General features: G+C 73.4%; 16 protein-coding genes. 6 read left to right on the top strand and 10 right to left on the bottom strand.

Features of this window, described 5'->3' with window-relative positions:
• Nucleotides 1-118: 118 nt before the first annotated feature.
• On the top strand, nt 119-385 hold the full coding sequence (locus IE313_RS30710) for a protealysin inhibitor emfourin (RefSeq protein ID WP_189938013.1): 267 nt from the start codon (nt 119-121) through the stop codon (nt 383-385).
• Between the two features lie 167 nt (nt 386-552).
• Here IE313_RS30710 and IE313_RS30705 read toward each other — a convergent pair whose 3' ends face one another.
• Together IE313_RS30705 and IE313_RS30700 are read right to left on the bottom strand one after the other, a co-directional pair.
• Nucleotides 553-1,578 (bottom strand): DUF4185 domain-containing protein, encoded by a 1,026-nt coding sequence (locus IE313_RS30705; protein ID WP_373317101.1) that lies wholly within the window; start codon nt 1,576-1,578, stop codon nt 553-555.
• 446 nt (nt 1,579-2,024) lie between these two features.
• Entirely contained in the window at nt 2,025-3,536 is a 1,512-nt protein-coding gene (locus IE313_RS30700; protein WP_189938011.1) for an FGGY-family carbohydrate kinase, read from the bottom strand.
• Nucleotides 3,537-3,899: 363 nt separating this feature from the next.
• Between IE313_RS30700 and IE313_RS30695 the strand changes: the two genes are divergently transcribed.
• Together IE313_RS30695 and IE313_RS30690 are read left to right on the top strand one after the other, a co-directional pair.
• Nucleotides 3,900-4,241: a hypothetical protein gene (locus IE313_RS30695; RefSeq protein ID WP_189938009.1), complete on the top strand. Its 342-nt coding sequence runs from the start codon at nt 3,900-3,902 to the stop codon at nt 4,239-4,241.
• A gap of 155 nt (nt 4,242-4,396) precedes the next feature.
• On the top strand, nt 4,397-5,023 hold the full coding sequence (locus tag IE313_RS30690) for a hypothetical protein (RefSeq protein WP_189938007.1): 627 nt from the start codon (nt 4,397-4,399) through the stop codon (nt 5,021-5,023).
• A gap of 112 nt (nt 5,024-5,135) precedes the next feature.
• Here IE313_RS30690 and IE313_RS30685 read toward each other — a convergent pair whose 3' ends face one another.
• The 5 genes from IE313_RS30685 to IE313_RS30665 all read right to left on the bottom strand — a co-directional run bounded on the left by IE313_RS30685 (nt 5,136) and on the right by IE313_RS30665 (nt 9,618).
• Nucleotides 5,136-6,143 (bottom strand): LacI family DNA-binding transcriptional regulator, encoded by a 1,008-nt coding sequence (locus tag IE313_RS30685; protein WP_229925099.1) that lies wholly within the window; start codon nt 6,141-6,143, stop codon nt 5,136-5,138.
• 272 nt (nt 6,144-6,415) lie between these two features.
• Nucleotides 6,416-7,573: a GTPase Era gene (locus IE313_RS30680; RefSeq protein ID WP_229925098.1), complete on the bottom strand. Its 1,158-nt coding sequence runs from the start codon at nt 7,571-7,573 to the stop codon at nt 6,416-6,418.
• A 70-nt stretch (nt 7,574-7,643) separates the two neighbouring features.
• Entirely contained in the window at nt 7,644-8,450 is an 807-nt protein-coding gene (locus IE313_RS30675) for a LysR family transcriptional regulator (RefSeq protein ID WP_308439232.1), read from the bottom strand.
• Nucleotides 8,451-8,911: 461 nt separating this feature from the next.
• Nucleotides 8,912-9,133, bottom strand: a complete 222-nt coding sequence (locus IE313_RS30670; RefSeq protein ID WP_189938000.1) for a helix-turn-helix domain-containing protein — start codon at nt 9,131-9,133, stop codon at nt 8,912-8,914.
• A complete protein-coding gene (locus IE313_RS30665; protein WP_189937998.1) occupies nt 9,133-9,618 on the bottom strand; it encodes a DUF2975 domain-containing protein in 486 nt (161 codons plus the stop codon). Before IE313_RS30665 ends, IE313_RS30670 begins: the two co-directional genes overlap by 1 nt.
• A 377-nt stretch (nt 9,619-9,995) precedes the next feature.
• On the opposite strand from IE313_RS30665, the gene IE313_RS30660 reads away from it, so the two are divergent.
• Together IE313_RS30660 and IE313_RS30655 are read left to right on the top strand one after the other, a co-directional pair.
• A complete protein-coding gene (locus IE313_RS30660) occupies nt 9,996-11,339 on the top strand; it encodes an ammonium transporter (RefSeq protein WP_229925097.1) in 1,344 nt (447 codons plus the stop codon).
• Nucleotides 11,336-11,674 (top strand): P-II family nitrogen regulator, encoded by a 339-nt coding sequence (locus IE313_RS30655; RefSeq protein ID WP_189937996.1) that lies wholly within the window; start codon nt 11,336-11,338, stop codon nt 11,672-11,674. Before IE313_RS30660 ends, IE313_RS30655 begins: the two co-directional genes overlap by 4 nt.
• A gap of 315 nt (nt 11,675-11,989) precedes the next feature.
• Here IE313_RS30655 and IE313_RS30650 read toward each other — a convergent pair whose 3' ends face one another.
• Complete coding sequence (locus IE313_RS30650) at nt 11,990-12,343, bottom strand: cytidine deaminase-like protein (RefSeq protein WP_189937994.1); 354 nt, start codon at nt 12,341-12,343, stop codon at nt 11,990-11,992.
• 108 nt (nt 12,344-12,451) lie between these two features.
• Complete coding sequence (locus IE313_RS30645) at nt 12,452-13,273, bottom strand: helix-turn-helix transcriptional regulator (RefSeq protein WP_189938035.1); 822 nt, start codon at nt 13,271-13,273, stop codon at nt 12,452-12,454.
• A gap of 165 nt (nt 13,274-13,438) precedes the next feature.
• On the opposite strand from IE313_RS30645, the gene IE313_RS30640 reads away from it, so the two are divergent.
• The gene (locus tag IE313_RS30640; protein ID WP_229925096.1) at nt 13,439-14,971 is read left to right on the top strand and encodes an MFS transporter; all 1,533 of its coding nucleotides are present in this window, start codon (nt 13,439-13,441) and stop codon (nt 14,969-14,971) included.
• Nucleotides 14,972-15,035: 64 nt separating this feature from the next.
• On the opposite strand, the gene IE313_RS30635 is transcribed toward IE313_RS30640, so the two are convergent.
• Nucleotides 15,036-16,346 (bottom strand): hemolysin family protein, encoded by a 1,311-nt coding sequence (locus IE313_RS30635; protein ID WP_189937992.1) that lies wholly within the window; start codon nt 16,344-16,346, stop codon nt 15,036-15,038.
• Nucleotides 16,347-16,349 lie beyond the last annotated feature (3 nt).

Genomic DNA, 16,349 nt, shown 5'->3' with positions numbered 1-16,349 from the left:
GATTCCGCGGGCCGGCCGGCCCGCGGAATCGCGCCCCCGACCACGGCGGAGTGGTCCGTTGCGTGCGGCCGCGGCGGTGTCGCTTCTCGTTCCCGACAACACCCGCTAGACAGGACCCATGCGTATCCAGGTGAAGCGGACCGGAGGGTTCGCGGGCATCGAACGCCATGCCGAGGTCGACGTCTCGGGACGCGACGACGCGGCCGAGTGGCAGGCCCTGGCCGAACAGGCGCTCTCGGACGGCCGGGACACCCCGCCGATCGGCGTGCCGGACGGTTTCAGCTACCAGATCACGGTCGACGGGCGCACGGTCTACTGCGCGGATCCGCGCCTCACGCAGGCACAGCGGAAACTGATCTCATGGGTGCTGAAGGAGGGCTCCTAGCGCCCCGCGGGGGCCGGGAGACCGCGCGACCGGCCACGACCGGCCCGCCGGGCCGACACCGTCCCCGGGAGGCGGTGTCCGTCGTGGCCCGGCGCCCGCGCGGGCACCCGCCCGCGCGGTGCGGCCGTGTGCCGCCGCGGCCCCCGTGCCCCCGCCGGGCACCGCGCTCAGGAGGCCAAGCCGTTGATCCGGTAGTGCATCACCCGGTAGTCCACGTTGTCGTACCACTGGCTGACGGTGATGTGGAAGTCGTCGAAGGTCGAGCCCGGGATGATGAAGCCGCCGTAGGGGCTGGCCACGGCGTTGCCGTACTCGTTGCCCGGAGTGGTCGGGACGATCATCGTCTGCTCCGGAGTCGTGAACAGGTTGCTGGTGGGCAGCGCGAAGACCTGCGCGCGTATGGACAGCACATCCATGTTGAGCCAGGTGAAGGCGTACCTGCCGCCCATGGCGCGGAAGCAGATCTCGCCCCACCTGCGCCGCCCGGTGATCGTGGTCGGGTAGTTCCCCCACGCCCAGGCGCCGTTCGCGTACCCCCAGGGCTGGTACGCGGCCGGGTTGCCGAGCCCGCTCTGCGGGACCCGGTGCAGCAGCAGGTCGGAGGCGACGTCCCGGTTGAAGACGGTGGACAGCACGTAGCAGTAGCCGTCGTCGGCGACCGCGTACGTCTTCTGCTGGAACTGCCCGCCGTACTGGTCCCCCGGCCACTGGCACAGGTACTGCCAGGTCTCGCCGTTGTCGTCGGAGCGCCAGAAGTCGGAGTGGTGGGTCTGGTAGAGCACGCCCCGCATGAGGTGCATGTACATCGTGTTGCCGACGGTGAAGACGTCCGAGGGGATGGCCGTCGTGCCGTCCTGGTGGCTCTCCGGCACCAGGCCGACCGCGTGGGAGCCGCCCACGGCGCCGTCGATGGCGAGGGCGGCGGGGTTCGGGTTGCTCGCGCGCAGGCCGACCGGCGCGCGCCAGTCCGCGGCACCCATGACCGGGCCGTCGAAGGTGTCGCCGCAGGCGAAGAAGAGCCTCCCGTCCGGGCAGCGGGCCGGGATGCCGAGGTCGGTCCAGGGCGCGGCGAAGGCACCGGTCTCGGCCGGCCCGGTCAGGTTCCTGATCCTGGTGCCGGTGACGGCCGCGGGCGCGGCCGCGGCGCGCGGGGCTCCGGCGGTCAGCCCGGTGAGGGCCGCCGCGGCGCCCAGGCCCGCGCCGAGGACGGCCCTGCGGCCCGGGGCCGGGGCCGGGGCCGGGGACGCGGACCGGCCGTTCCCGGCCCGTCCGTCCACGGATCCGTTCTGCTGGGGTCTGCTGGACACACGTGCTCCTCTCGGTGAGGTGGGGTGGTCAGAGCGGTACGTCTCCGCACAGGTGGACCCGTACGCCCGGCTCCGCGAAGAGCGCGGCCTCGGCGGAGAGCGCGGCCTCGGCGGAGAGCGCGGCCTTTGGCGGTCAGGGCCGCGTCGGCTCCGCCTCGGGGCCGGGCGGCAGGGCGGGCGGGTCGCGGACGTGTTGGGTGTCATGGCCGATTGGGTGTCATGGCCGAGACTTCCGGTCTCCAGCCAGGTGGCGAGGCCCTGCCGGCCGAGGTCATTGCACGCTCCAGGTGTGGGTCCAGCCGGTGGAGGGTCGCCGCCCCTCGGCACCGTGCTCATCTGCTCTGCATCGCGGCGAGCGCGTGGACGGTCGCCGACGTGTCGGCGTACAGCGCCCGGTACAGCCGGTACAGCTCGTCGTAGCGCCGGGTGTGCTCGGGACGCGGCGCCACCACCTCGCGCACCGGGTTCCAGGCGTCCACCGGCGCCTCGCCCAGCAGCCCGGCCGCGAGCAGCGCGCCTCCGTAGGCGGCTCCGACGGACACCGTCCTGACCTCCTGCTCCAGCCCCGTGACGTCGGAGACGATCTGCGTCCACAGCGCTCCCCGCGTGCCGCCGCCGACCGCGACCACCCGGCGGATGTCGCCGCCCGCGCCGTCGATGACCCCGATGTTGTGCCGCACCCCGAAGGCGGTGGCCTCCAGCGCGGCGCGGTAGAGGTCGCCGCGGGTGTGGGAGAGGGTGAGCCCGGCGACCACACCACGGGCGTCCGGGTCCATCAGCGGTGTCCGCTCGCCGGCGAAGTACGGCAGCATCAGCAGCCCGTTCGCGCCGACCCCCGACTCCCCGGCGAGCCGCACCAGTTCGGCGTGGTCGCCGGCCGCGAACAGGTCCCGCAGCCAGGTGGTCACCGCGCCCGAGGTGGCCATGCCGCCCGCCAGGTTGCGCGTGCCGGGCAGCGCCCCGACGGTTCCCCACAGCGAGGGGCTGGTCAGCGGCCGCGGCACGGTGTGGATCAGGAACATCGTGGTGCCGTACATCAGCATCAGGTCGCCGGTGCCCTGGGCGCCGACGCTCAGGGCCTCCGCCCAGGCGTCCACGGTGCCGGTGATGACGGGGATCCCGGCCGGCAGCCCGGTCTGCGCGGCCGCCTGCGCGGTGACCTCGCCCGCGGCCTCGCCGGACCAGCGCAGCGGGGGGAGGTCGATGCCCGGGGCCACCTCGGCGGCCCAGGGCGCGTACCAGTCGAGTGCGGTGGTGTCGTAGAGCGGGGTGCACTGGCTGGCCGAGTGGTGGTCGAGGACATAGGCGCCGGTGAGCCTGCGGACCAGCCAGGAACTGGGCATGTAGAGGCGGCGGGCGCGTGCGTAGGTCGCCGGCTCCCGTTCGGCGAGCCAGGCGATCTTCGGTCCCGCGGCCTGGGTGCTGAGCGCGGACCCGCAGCGGTCGATGATCTCGGCGGTGCCGAACCGCTCGTCGAGCCGCTCGATCTGGCTCACGGAGCGGGTGTCGACGCCGTAGAGGATCGCGGGCCGCAGCGGTGTGTCGTGCTCGTCGGTGAGCAGGACGCAGGGGCCCATGCCGCTGACGCCGACTGCCGCGACGGACACGCCGCGTTCGGCGGCCGCGGCGGTCAGCTCACGCGCCAGCTCGGTGAAGTCGCGCCACCAGACGTCCGCGGACATCTCGAACCGGCCCGGTCCCGGCCGGTCCGGAGCGTGCTCCCGCACGGCCGAGCGCAGCAGCGCGCCCTCCGCGCCGACCAGGACGCCCTTGCTGCTCGACGTGCCGATGTCCACACCGATGACCGCGCCCGAGGCCGGGCCGGCCGCTGGTTTGCGAGGCATGACCCGCACGCTGACAGAAATCGATTTCATGGTCAAGAGGACAAAAGCGAAGGCACTTCACTCTGCCGAAGGCTGCGAGAACATCGACTTCACGCCGTTCTCGACCCTTGACACCTCCACGGGCCAACCCCACGTGTCGGTGAAATGGATTTCAACGCTGGTGCACTGTTCCGTTCCTCCTGGTGACCGGGGTGCGCCCCGTGGCCCACGGAGCCGCGGCGGCCTCCCCGGCACCGTTCACCCGCTGCGGCACGGCACGGCCAGGGCGGCCCCCTCCGGTTCAGGAACTCCTACGGCCCGCAGCGCTCACCCGACCCCGCGGTCAACGCGCAGTCCACGGTGGTTCCCCGACATGGTCGCGCAGTGGAACGCCACCCACGGGCCCGGATCGAGCTGGTCCGCCACCCCCAGCCCCCCTGCCTCCACGGCTTCAAGCTGCCCTCCGCCTGTGCCTGCGCCACCGCCTGCGCCTGCGCCTGCGCCACCGGCGACGGGCCCGTCATCCTCCTGCTCGGCCCGGGCGACTTCCCGCGCCACCACAACCGCGGGGTGCTCGCGGGCCTCGCCTCCTTCCGGGCGCAGTACGGCTCGTACTGGAACGACATCCTGGCGGCGGCCACGGTCGCGGCCCTGCCGGTGCCGGCGCTGTTCTTCGCCTTCCAGCGGAGGGTCGTGGAGTCGGTCAAGACGTCCGGGATCAGGTAGGAGGGCGGCCGGCGGGGACCGTCGGGGCGGCTGCGCCGGGGGCCGACCGTGGGCCGGGACCGGGCCGGGTGGGGCCGTTGGGGCCGGGCGGGCCCGTCCTCGTGCGACGGGGGAGCCGGTTACCCGGCCGACGCCCGTGCGGCACAATCTGCGCCGTGCCCACCATCGGTTTCCTGCACACCGCCGACGTCCACGTCCCCACCTTCCGCGCCCTGGTCGCCGAGTGGGCGCCCGGCGCCCTGAGCAGGCACGTGGTGGACGAGTCCCTGCTGGCGGATGCCCGGGCGGGGCTGCCCTACCGGGACCGCCTGCGCGAGCGGCTCGGTGAGCTGGCGGACACCGACGTGGTGGTGTGCACCTGTTCGACCATCGGTGCCACCGCCGAGCAGCTCGGCCCACGAGTGGTGCGGGTCGACCGGCCGATGGCCGAGGAGGCCGCGAGGTACGCGCGGATCGGTGTCGTGCACGCCGTCGAGTCCACCCTGGGGCCGACCCGCGCCCTGCTCGCCGAGGCCGGGGCCGGGGCCGGGTTGACCGATGTCCCCTGCCCCGGCGCCTGGGAGCGGTTCGAGGCCGGGGACCTGCACGGCTACCATCTCACCGTCGCCGCCCGCGCCCGCGAGGCAGCCGCCGGGGTGGACGTCCTGGTGCTGGCCCAGGCCTCGATGGCGCCCGTCGCCGATCTCCTCTCCGATCTCCCGGTCCCGGTGCTCGCCAGCCCCCGACTGGCCGTCCTGCGAGCCGCGGCACAGGCCGGGCGGCACCCGGGCGCACCGCACTGAACCGCGCACCGCGCTCCCGGCCACGCCGGCCGCGGCACGCTCCCCCGACCCGCCGGCGCCGCCCGGTGGGCCACCGACGGCCCTGCCGGCACGACGGCCGCGGGCGGGCCGTCTAGCCGCGGGGTCCTGCCGTGCTCTCCCTGGCGTGCAGGGTGGTGCGCAGTACGACCGTCTGGAGTGCGGACGAGCCGCCCGACATGCGCTGCAACAGCAACTCCGCCGCGGTGCGACCCAGTTCGTAGGACGGCAGCTCGACGGTCGTCAGGGAGGGGCGCACCAGCGAGGCCCAGGGGATGTCGCCGAACGACAGCACCCCGAGGTCCGGCGGCTCCTGCCCGGCCTCGCGCAGTGCCTCGAGGACGCCGATGGTCATCAGGTTGTTCGCGACGAACACGGCGTCGGGCGGCTCGGGCATCGCCAGCAGCTCGCGCATCGCCAGCCTGCCGCCCTCCACGCGGAAGTCGGCGTGGCGCACATGGGCGCGGGCGTCGGCAGACTCCGGCCGGTGCCCGGCGGTGCGCAGCGCGGCACGGTACCCGGCGAGCCTCTCCTCCGAGGTGGAGGCACCTTCCGGGCCCGTGATGCAGGCGATCCTGCGGTAACCGGACTTCAGGAGGTGGCGGGTGGCGACCTCGCCGCCGTGGTGGTTGTCCACCATCACGGCGTCCACGTCGGCCTCGTGCGGCCTGCGGTCGACGGCCACCACGGGTATGCCGCGCTCGATCAGCGGGCCGAGGTCCGTACGGTCGCGGGAGGCCGCGGCCACGATCACCCCGGCCATCTGCTCCCCGAGCGCCACCTCCAGGTACCGGCGCTCCTTGTCTGTGTCCTCGTCGGAGTTGCAGAGCACCACGGAGAGGCTGGTGCGCTGCGCGGCGTCCTCGACGCCGCGCGCCAGCGAGGTGAAGAACGGATTGCCGATGTCGGGTATGACGAGGCCGATCACGCTGGACCGCTGCTTGCGCAGGGAGCGCGCCACCCGGTTCGGCGCGAACCCCAGCGCGGCCGCGGCCTGCTGGACGGAGTGGGCACGCGCGGGCGTGACGTTGCCGCCGTTGAAGACGCGGGAGACGGTCGCCGGTGAGACACCGGCGGCACGCGCCACGTCATGGATCGTCACCACCTGCGCCGTGTCCTTTCCGCGCCCTGTGCGTATCAGGGTACCCGTCGTGAAAAGGATTTCAGCAGGGTGTCCCGGGTGCCGCCCGGGCCGGTCCGCGGACCAGCACAGCGCTCCGGCATCCCCGTGCCCCGCGCGCCGGAGGGGAGCGTCGGTGCACGCCGGGCCGCCCCGCCCCTCTGTCCCGGCTGACCGCCGCCGACGCGGGGTCACGCAGGTTTCCGGGGAGGGGTGCCGGGTCCGTGCGTGACCCGGCTCACCGCGTGCGTTCCTCAGAAACCCAGCCTGCGTAGCTGCTTGGGGTCGCGCTGCCAGTCCTTGGCGACCTTGACGTGCAGGTCGAGGAAGACGGGAGTGCCGAGCAGGGCCTCGATCTGGCGGCGGGACTTGACGCCGACGTCCTTCAACCGCTTGCCCTTCGGGCCGATGACGATGCCCTTCTGGCTGGGGCGCTCGATGTAGACGTTCGCGTGGATGTCCAGCAGCGGGCGGTCCGCGGGGCGGTCGGGGCGGGGCAGCATCTCCTCCACCACGACCGCGATGGAGTGGGGCAGTTCGTCGCGGACGCCTTCGAGTGCGGCCTCGCGGATCAGCTCGGCCACCATGACCTGCTCCGGCTCGTCGGTGAGGTCGCCTTCCGGGTAGAGGGCGGGGCTCTCGGGGAGGAGCGGGACCAGTAGATCGGCGAGGAGGTCGACCTGGCCGCCGGAGCGGCGGGGGGCCCGGGTCGTGGGCCCGGCCTGCGCGGCGGCCGCGGGCGCGGTCCCCGGGTCGGTGCCGGTCCCGACAGCGGTCTCCGGGCCGGGGCCGCCCGTGCCGGGGGGCGTGCCGCCGGGGCCCGTGTCCGCCGTGGCTCCCGTCCGCCGGGCGGTGGCCACGGCCACGGGCTCGCCGGAGGCGCCGTCCGGGACGGCGTCCACCGCGGAGACCGGGATGATCTCGGCCCACTCGATGCCCAGCTCCCTGCCGAGCTGGTCGACGGCGATGAGCTGCTGGGCGAGTGTCTCGGGGTCGACCAGGTCGGTCTTGGTGACGATGGCGACCTTGGGGGTCTTCCTGATGCCGGCGAGTTCCTTGGCGATGAAGCGGTCGCCGGGGCCGAGCCGCTGGTCGGCGGGGAGGCAGAAGCCGATGACGTCGACCTCGGCCCAGGTGGTGCGCACGACGTCGTTCAGCCGCTCGCCGAGCAGGGTGCGGGGCTTGTGCAGCCCCGGGGTGTCGACCAGGACGAGCTGGGCGTCGGGACGGTGCACGATGCCGCGGACCGTGTGGCGGGTGGTCTGGGGGCGGGTGGAGGTGATGGCCACCTTCTTGCCGACCAGAGCGTTCGTCAGGGTGGACTTGCCCGCGTTGGGACGGCCCACGAAGCAGGCGAAGCCTGCCCGGTGGGGCTGCTGAGCCGGCTCTGACGGCTGGGTGCGGCTGGTCATGCCGCCCATTGTCGCCGATGGCGGAGGGGGCCGTGCACACCGGCGGGCAGGGCGCGGGGCGCGGCGGGGCTCACGGCGCTGGAGCCGGCCCGAGTGTCCGTGCCGCCCGTACGAACGCGGCGGCCCGGGACGGGAGGTCGCCGAGCCAGCCGAGCACCACCGTGGTCGGCGGGAGGTCGGCCACCGGAACGGCCACGACGCCCGCTCCGAGCCGGTCGGTCGCTCCCGCCCCGACGACCGTGACCAGCCTGCCCAGCGCCACTCTGTCGAGCATCTCGTCCAGGCCGATCGGCGGGCACCGGGCCGCGAAGTGGTCGAGCCCGGCGAGTTCGGCCGTCGTCACGTGCGGCCGTGCGGCGAGGCGGTGGCCCCGGGGCAGCAGGGCCACGGGGTCCTCGCGGCCCAGTTCGACCGAGCGGAGGCCGGACATGTCGTCGGTGTCGGCGCACAGCAGCGCCACGTCCGCCCGGCCGCCGCGCAGGGCCACCCCCTGCTCATGGGTGAAGAGGACGTCGACGTCGGTACCCGTGCCGGCGCCCTCGCGCAGCAGGTCCGTGAGCAGCCGGGACCCGCCACCGGGACGTACCGCGATCACGAGCCGTGCCGGGCGCGCGGCGTGCTGTGCACGGCGCACGGCCGTGTGCAGGGTGTCCAGGGCACGGCGCGCCTCGGTGAGGAAGACCTGTCCGGGCCCGGTGAGTTCGACCCGGCGGCTGGTCCGCTCGAAGAGCCGGACGCCCATACGGCGCTCCAGCCGGGCGATGGCACGGGACAGCGGTGGCTGTGCGATACCGAGCCTTCGGGCCGCCGCACCGAAATGGAGTTCCTCGGCGACCGCTATGAAATAGTCGAGTTCCCTGGTTTCCAGCCGGTCCATACTCTCAGGATATCGCCCGGTCCACCGGAGAAGGCGCGCTCCGCCGCCCGCGGCCCGCGGCGTCCCGCCCCGCCCGGCAGTTCGCGGCCCGGGGCCGTCCGGGATCCCCGGGACACGCACATCGATGCCGACCCGCCTTCCGAACCCGCACTCGCGCTCCTGTCCCCACGCGCCACCCACCACGGCACCCGTGTACGCACCCCTGTGCTCAACCCGCATCCACCCAGCGACGCACCCCCGCGCCCCCGCACTGCCGGTGTTCGATACCTACAGGGTATGGATCGATACCGTATGCGTCATCGGACGGCGCTGCGGGCGATCGGCGATCCAGCTTCCCGCGACCCAGGCCCCCAGCGCCCCGCGCCCACGCCGTCCAGTCCGTGGCGGCCCACGCCCATGCGGTGCACGTGCCGTGTCACGGGTCGGTGGGGACGGGCGTCCTCACCCGCGCCCCGTGCACGTCATCCGCCCGCGGCGTCATCGGGCTCCCAGCGCAGCAGGTCGCCCGGCTGGCACTTGAGCACCTCGCAGAGCGCGGCGAGCGTCGCGAAGCGCACCGCCTTGGCGCGGCCGTTCTTCAGTACCGCCAGGTTGGCGGGCGTGATCCCCACACGGTCCGCGAGCTCGCCCACGGACATCTTCCGCCTGGCCAGCATCACGTCGATGTCGACGGCGATCGGCATCAGATCACCTCGTCCAGCTCGGCCTGCATCCGCGCCGCTTCGACGTCGCGCGCGACAGCCTGGGCGAGCAGCATCCGCAGCACGAGCACGATGAGCGCAACCCCCAGGATGGCCACACCGATCCCGCCCATGATGACGGTGACACCCGGGTCGGCCCGCTGGCCCGGCGCATTGATGGCCGTGACCGCGAACCACACGAGGGCAGCCGCCACGATCGCGCCGATCACGATGTCCACGTACCGGAAGGCGGCATGGGAGAACACGGTTCCACGTCGCACCATCGTCACCAGCCGCCATACGCAGACCAGGGCGACCTGGGCCGACACCAGGCCCAGGATCGTGATCACGCGCAGCGGTGTCAGCGGGAGCGACCCGTCCTCCGGGTCGGTGGCCAACGCCCACACCATCAGTGCCTGTACGAACACGGTGCCGGCGAGCACCACCACGAGCACGGCGCGCAGCGCACGCACTGCCAGCTTTCCCATGCCCCCTCCTTCCATCGAGTTACGATGGGAAACTATCGAATATCGATAGGTTAAGCAAGGGCGGGAGGGCGGGACGGAGGGAGGGTGGCCGGTTTCACATCGGGTCGGGCCGCCGTCGCCCCCTTTCGCGGCAGGGCCTTCGCGCGAACCGTCCGGCCCGTGGTGTGCCACGGCGGCCGGCGGCACCGGCCCGCACGCGGGGCACACGCGCAGATGAGGCCCCGGTAACACCCGGATTACGCGAAACACCGCGGAAACACCCATGTCTCAGGAGCGAAATGCACGGAAGCGACCCTCATCCAAGTCGCCGGTGCCGCCCGCCCTTCGGGGAGGCGCCGCACCGGCCGCCACCGAAGGGTCCACCGGAGGAGTAGCCCGTGCAGACCGTGCCGATCCTGGCGCCGCAAGCCGCCGCGCAGACCGCAGGACTCGACAGCGGCGACACCGCCTGGCTGCTCGCCGCCACCGCGCTCGTCCTGCTGATGACCCCGGGCCTCGCCCTCTTCTACGGCGGCATGGTGCGCACGAAGAGCGTGCTCAACATGCTCCTCATGAGCTTCGTCTCCATCGCGCTCGTCACCGTCGTCTGGCTGGTCGCCGGCTACTCGCTCGCCTTCGGCGACGACGCCTTCGCCGGCCTGATCGGCGACGCCGGCCACCTCGGCATGGCGGGCATCGGCCCGGACACCCTCACCGGCACCGTCCCGACCCTCCTCTTCAGCACCTTCCAGCTCACCTTCGCCATGATCACCGCGGCGCTGATCAGCGGCGCCATCGCGGACCGCACCAAGTTCACGGCCTGGCTGGTCTTCGTGCCGGTGTGGACCCTGCTCGTATACGTTCCCGTGGCGCACTGGGTCTGGGGCCCGGACGGCTGGATCGCGCACAGCCTCGGCGCCCTGGACTTCGCGGGCGGTCTGGTCGTCGAGATCGCCTCCGGCGCCTCGGGGCTCGCCGTCGCGCTGGTGCTCGGACCGCGCATCGGGTTCAAGAAGGACGCGATGCGCCCGCACAGCCTGCCGCTCGTGGTGCTCGGCGCGGGCCTGCTCTGGTTCGGCTGGCTCGGCTTCAACGGCGGTTCCGCGCTCGCCGCCGACGGCCTCGCGGCGGCCGCCCTCCTCAACACCGTGGTCGCCGGCTGCACGGGCCTGCTCGGCTGGCTCTTCGTGGAGCAGCGGCGCGACGGCCACCCCACCACCTTCGGTGCCGCCTCCGGCGCGGTCGCCGGCCTCGTGGCGATCACCCCCTCCTGCGGCACGGTCGCGATGCCCGGTGCCGCGGTGATCGGCCTCGCCGCCGGCGTGGTCTGCTCGTACGCGGTGGCGTGGAAGTTCCGCCTGCACTACGACGACTCGCTCGACGTGGTCGGGGTGCACTTCGTCGGCGGGGTCATAGGCACGCTGCTCATCGGCCTGTTCGCGACCGCCGCCATGACGGGTGGCCCGAGGGGACTGCTCTACGGCGGCGGGGCGGCCCAACTCGGCAAGCAGGCCGTCGCGGTGGTCTGCGTGGCGGCGTACACGTTCCTGGTGACGTACGCCATCGGCAAGGTCATCCACAGGCTGATGGGCTTCCGTGCGTCCAGCGAGGAGGAGATGACGGGCCTGGACCAGACACTGCACGCGGAGACGGCCTACGATCACGGGGTGCTCGGCCACGGCGCCGCCCAGACCCCGTCCCCCGCGCCGGACCGTACGAAGGACAGGAGCCCAGCCGAATGAAGCTGATCACCGCGGTCGTCAAGCCGCACCGCCTCGACGAGGTGAAGACCGCGCTCCAGGAACTCGGCGTGCACGGCCTGACGGTCACGGAGGCCAGCGGATACGGCAGGCAACGCGGCCACACCGAGGTCTACCGGGGCGCCGAGTACCGGGTCGATCTGGTGCCCAAGGTGCGCATCGAGGTCGTCGTCGAGGACACCGAGGCGGACGCCGTCATCGACACCGTGGTGCGGGCCGCCCGGACCGGGAAGATCGGCGACGGCAAGGTGTGGGCGGTACCGGTGGACTCGGTGGTGCGGGTGCGTACGGGCGAACGCGGCCCGGACGCACTCTAGTTCCGGCGCGAGCGGCTCCCGGACGCGGCGCGGCGGCTGCGGGACACCGCGCGAGCGGCTCCCGGAACCGCCCGCCTCCGGATTGCATGCAGGACCGGCGCCTGCCGGTCCTGCATGCACCGGTCCTGTGCCCTGGTCGAGGTCAGCGCCGACGCAGCCCTGGACACGGCAGGCGCCGCCCCGATCAGCCACAGGAGCCGATCGGGCATCCGGCGTGACCGGTTGCCCCGGCGCGATCGGCTGCCGGACACGGTCGGGTTGCCGGAGAGGGGTCCCCTCGGAGAGGGTTGCCGTCGGAGAGGGTTGCCGGTGCGGTCAGCCGGCCGTGGTCGTCGAGCGGATCGTCCCGTCGGGGCCGGCGAGCAGGATGGGCGTGGCGGCGCCGCCCAGGTCCGCCACCGCCGCGCGGTCGGCCTCCGAAGGCGCCGCCGCGTCCGTCACCACCGCCGCCGCCTCCAGGGACGTCGCGCCGGACGCCACCGCCATGGCCACCGCCGTCTGGAGCGCGGTCAGCCTCAGCGAATCCAGCGCCACCGTTCCGGCGACGTACGTACGGCCGGTCTCGTCCCGCACGGCCGCGCCCTCGGGCACGGAGTTGCGGGCCCGTGCGGAGCGGGCCAGGGTGACGATCTTGCGGTCCTCGGGGTCGAGCGCGCTGGTGTCGGTCATGACCCGAAGGATACGGAGGCCGGAGCACCGGCCCGCCAGGGGGCGCCGACAACCGGGCCCGCCGCCGCCCGCCACCGTGCCGGACCGCCACCCGGCCGCCGGCACGGGCTACCCGGCCACCGGGTACAGCGCTCCCCTGCGGCCCTCCGACGAGGCCAGCCAGCGCAGTTTGCGGGCCGTGTCGGTGCCCTCCTCGGGGGTGTGCAGCACGATGATCAGGTCGGGTCGCGCGGGCACCTGCATATGGGTGGACTCGAAGAACAGCGGGCCCACGAGCGGGTGTTCCATCTCCTTGCTGAGCACGCCGCCGGGTGCGATGTCCTGCCGCTCCCACAGCTCGGCGAACTCGGTGCTGGCCGCCCTGGCGCGGGCCACGACCTCCTGGAAGCCGTCGTCCTCGGGGCGTTCGGAGCAGGCCGCCCGGTACTGGGCCACCACCTGCGGGGCGTTGCGCTCCCAGCTCCTGGCACGCGAGCGGTAGAGGGGGTCCGTGAAGAACATGACGAGGCAGTTGTCCTGGGCCTCGGGGCGCATGCCGAGCACCGAGGCGGACGCGTCGTTGTACCGGACGCAGTTCCAGTACGCGTCCATCATGTGCGCCGGGTAGGGCATCCAGGCGTCGATCATGCGGCCGAGGCCCTCGCACATGTGGAGGTCCGCACGCTCGACCTCCAAGCTGGGCGGGTTGAGCCCGGCGAGGACGTACAGGTGGCGGCGTTCCGCGCTGCTCATCCGCAGCACCCGGCAGACGGAGTCGAGCACCTGCGGTGAGACGGAGATGTTCCTGCCCTGCTCCAGCCACTGGTACCAGGACGCCCCCACCCCGGCGAGCACGGCGACCTCCTCGCGGCGCAGTCCCGGGGTGCGGCGCCGTGCGCCGCCGTCCGGCAGGCCCGCGTCGGCCGGCGAGACCCGGGCCCTGCGGCTCATCAGGAACTCGCGCAGCTCACTGCGGCGCCGTGCGCCGCCCTCCCCCGTACCGGCCACCGCTCTCGCACTCGCCACGTGGAACCCCCCGCCCTCTGCCCGGTGGTGCGACCACCAGGATAAGTTCCCGCTCCCCACGCGTATTCCGTACGGCCGATGCTGCTGGGCATGACGACCGAGACCCCCCGGGCCACGCCGACCGCACGGACCGCACGGACCACCCGGCCAAGCCCTGATCCCTCGCGCACGCCCCGCACCCCGCCCGGTGCGGACGCCTCCCAGGCACCGCCCGGGCCCGCCGCGGACGGCCCACCGGCGCCGCGTTCGGCCCGGCCCCCGCACGGCGGCCGCTCTGCGCACCGCAACCGGCTGGTGCTGTTCGTACTGTGCGCGGCGCAGTTCATGGTCGCGCTCGACTTCTCCGTCCTCAATGTCGCGCTGCCCGTGCTCGGCCCGGACCTGGGCATGAGCACGTCCGCGCTGCAGTGGGCGGTCACCGCCTTCGCGCTGCCGTCCGGGGGCTTCCTGCTGCTCTTCGGCCGCATGGGCGACCTCTTCGGACGGCGCAGGCTGTTCCTGGCCGGCCTCGCCCTCTTCGGCGCGGCCTCCCTGCTGGCGACGCTCGCCTGGGACCCGGCGTCGTTCCTGGCCGGCCGGGCGTTGCAGGGCCTCGGTGCCGCGGCCATCGTGCCGACCGGCATGTCGCTGCTGACCACCACGTTCCCGGAGGGCCCGCAGCGGGAACGGGCGCTCGGCATCAGCGGCACGCTGCTGTCGCTCGGCTTCACCATCGGCATGGTCGCCGGCGGCGTCCTCACCGACTTGCTGGGCTGGCGCTCCACCATGGGCCTGCTGGCGCTGTTCGCGCTGGTCGTGCTGCCGCTCGCACCGGGCCTGCTGCCCGAGTCCCGCACCCCGCGGCGCCCCCGGCTCGACGTGCCGGGCGCGGTGAGCGTCACCGGTGGCCTGCTCGCCGTGATCTACGCCCTGTCCACCGCCGCGGACCGCGGCTTCGGCCGGCCCGATGTGATCGCCACGCTGGTCGCGGGCGCCGCCCTGCTCGCGGTGTTCGTCCGGATCGAGTCGCGGACCGCCCAGCCCCTGGTCTCGCTGCCGATGCTGCGCCGCCGCACGGTGGCCTTCGGCAACCTGGGCGGACTGGTCACCTTCTCGATGATGTCGACGGTGGTCTTCGTGCTCACCCTCTACCTCCAGGAGGTCCTTGAGCTGTCGGCCTTCGAGACGGGGCTGGTCTTCGGTGTGCAGGGGGTGCTGTCGGTGCTCGCGGGCGCGCTGGCGCCCCGGGTGATCGGGCGCTTCGGGGCACGCAGGACGCTGAGCGGCGCACTGCTCTGCCAGGGCCTGTGCACGCTGGCCCTGCTGCTCCTGGGCGACGGCGGCTGGTCCGTCGCGCTGGCCACCGCGGGTGTCTCGGTGGCCAGCATGGGCCACCTCGGCTGCATCATCGCGTACGGCGTGACGGTCACCTCGGGCGTGCCCGACGAGGAGCAGGGCCTGGCGACCGGGCTCGTCACCTCGACCCAGCAGGTGGGGGTCACCATCGGCATCCCGCTCCTCGGGGTGCTGGCGACCACCGCGCCGCACCTGTCGTCCGGTGTGCACCAGGTGCTCGGCGTGGACGCGACAGTCCTCCTGGCGGCCGCCGCGCTGGTGGCCACGGGGCTGCGGGCGCGGCGCTGAGCCGCCGGACGGGTCGCGCCCGTGCGATGCGGCCCCGGCGGGGGCGCGGCGAACCGCGCCCCCGCTACGCCTCCGCTTCCTCGGTCCCCGCCCCCGAGTGCACCGGGGCCACCGGCTCCACCAGGACCGTCACGATCTTGTTCCGGCGGCCTGCGGCTGACTCGGCGGTCAGCCGCAGGCCCCGGCCGTCCGGCAGCGACACGACCGCCGTGGCACCCGCGATCGGCACCCGGCCGAGTGCCTTGGCCAGCAGACCGCCGACGGTCTCCACGTCCTCGTCGTCGAAGGCGTCCAGGCCGTACAGCTCGCCGAGGTCGCCGATGTCCAGCCGGGCCGTGACCCGGTACCGGTCGTCGCCGAGCCTCTCGACGGTCGGCTGTTCGCGGTCGTACTCGTCGGTGATCTCGCCGACGATCTCCTCAAGGATGTCCTCGATGGTGACGATGCCCGCGGTGCCGCCGTACTCGTCGATGACGACGGCGACGTGGGTGCGCTCCTGCTGCATCTCGCGGAGCAGATCGCCGGCGTTCTTGGTGTCGGGGACGAAGGTGGCGGGCCGCATCGCGGTGGAGACCAGCTCGGACTCGGCCTCGCGGTGGACGTGCGTCCTGCGGACCAGGTCCTTGAGGTAGACGATGCCGACGATGTCGTCCTCGCTCTCGCCGGTCACCGGGATGCGGGAGAAACCGGAGCGCAGCGCGAGCGTCAGGGCCTGACGGATGGTCTTGTACCGCTCGATCACGATCAGGTCGGTGCGGGGCACCATGACCTCCCTGACCAGGGTGTCGCCCAGTTCGAAGACGGAGTGCACCATACGGCGCTCCTCGTCCTCGATCAGCGACTCCTGCTCCGCGAGGTCGACCAGCGCACGCAGCTCCGCCTCGGAGGCGAACGGGCCTCTGCGGAAGCCCTTGCCGGGCGTGAGGGCGTTGCCGATGAGGATCAGCAGCGAGGGGATCGGGCCCATGACACGGGCCAGCGGCAGCAGGACGTAGGCGGCGGCGGTCGCCGTGTTCAGCGGATGCTGGCGGCCGATGGTGCGCGGTGAGACGCCCACCGCGACATAGCTGACCAGCACCATCACACCGATCGCGACGACCAGGGCCTGCCAGGTGCGGGCGAACTCCTGCAGGCACGCGTAGGTGACCAGGGCGGCCGCCGCCATCTCGCACGCCACCCGGACCAGCAGCGCCACGTTGAGGTAGCGGGTCGGGTCGGCCGCGATCTGGGCCAGCCTGGCGCTGCCCCTGCGGCCGGAGCGCACGGCCTCCTCCGCACGGAAGCTGGAGGTGCGGGCCAGGCCCGTCTCGGCGCAGGCGGCCAGCCAGGCGATCACGATCAGCAGGACCGCGCCGAGGATCAGCTCGGTGTTCACGGC

This window comes from Streptomyces sulfonofaciens (assembly GCF_014656295.1).
In the GTDB taxonomy this organism is placed as follows: domain Bacteria; phylum Actinomycetota; class Actinomycetes; order Streptomycetales; family Streptomycetaceae; genus Streptomyces; species Streptomyces sulfonofaciens.
Note: the sequence above shows the minus strand (reverse complement) of the source record. Positions and strands in the feature narration are given on the sequence as shown.